Raw genomic sequence first — 800 nt, 5'->3', positions numbered from 1 at the left:
CTTCCTGCTTCCTGCTTCCTGCTTCCTGCTTCCTGCTTCCTGCTTCCTGCTTCCTGCTTCCTGCTTCCTGCTTCCTGCTTCCTGCTTCCTGTGCCGCGTTGGTTCACATCGGTGATCCCTTGACTGCTTGACTTGTTATGAGGCTGCTCTTACTGCCTACTGCCTACTGCCTACTGCCTACTGCCTACTGCCTACTGCCTACTGCCTACTGCTAAGCCACCTAGCGCGACTGTTGGTTGGATGCGCTCCGGTTATGGTGCTGTTTTTTGCGGCGGTTAGCGTGCTTCATCGTGGGGTACTGTGGCTGGCGGTAAAAAAGTAGGGAGGCGCTTAGGAGGCGGTAGCCCTGCTATGCCGCTATTTCGGCGTTTATAAAAACGGCATTTTGTTGTTGTTCGCAGCGATTTGGGTGCGAAATGTGCAAACGATTCAGGTTGCACAAAAACTCAGGAAAAATTGTTTGACTTATCAGCCCGTGAAAGTAATATGTGCGCCACGCAGTGCCGATGAGACAACGAAAGGTTGAGTGGGCACAACTCGCAAGAGTCGCGTGTGGTGAGGTGGCCGAGAGGCTGAAGGCGCTCCCCTGCTAAGGGAGTATGCGGTCAAAAGCTGCATCGGGGGTTCGAATCCCCCCCTCACCGCCATTTTGCATCCGTAGCTCAGCTGGATAGAGTACTCGGCTACGAACCGAGCGGTCGGAGGTTCGAATCCTCCCGGATGCACCATCTTTCAGGTTTACGGCTTCGTGCGGTAAGCTGGATACGGGAATCAGAACGCCCCGTGTCGTCAAGTAAGTT

2 tRNA genes are annotated in these 800 nt (G+C 54.4%); both read left to right on the top strand.

Features of this window, described 5'->3' with window-relative positions:
* Positions 1–554: 554 nt before the first annotated feature.
* Positions 555–647 (top strand) — tRNA-Ser (locus EHO01S_RS15735).
* A 4-nt stretch (positions 648–651) separates the two neighbouring features.
* Positions 652–728: transfer RNA gene (locus EHO01S_RS15730), tRNA-Arg, on the top strand.
* Positions 729–800: the final 72 nt, after the last annotated feature.

Source organism: Edwardsiella hoshinae NBRC 105699 = ATCC 33379, from assembly GCF_000474215.1.
Lineage (GTDB): Bacteria > Pseudomonadota > Gammaproteobacteria > Enterobacterales > Enterobacteriaceae > Edwardsiella > Edwardsiella hoshinae.
This window is presented reverse-complemented; position numbering and strand designations above follow the sequence as displayed.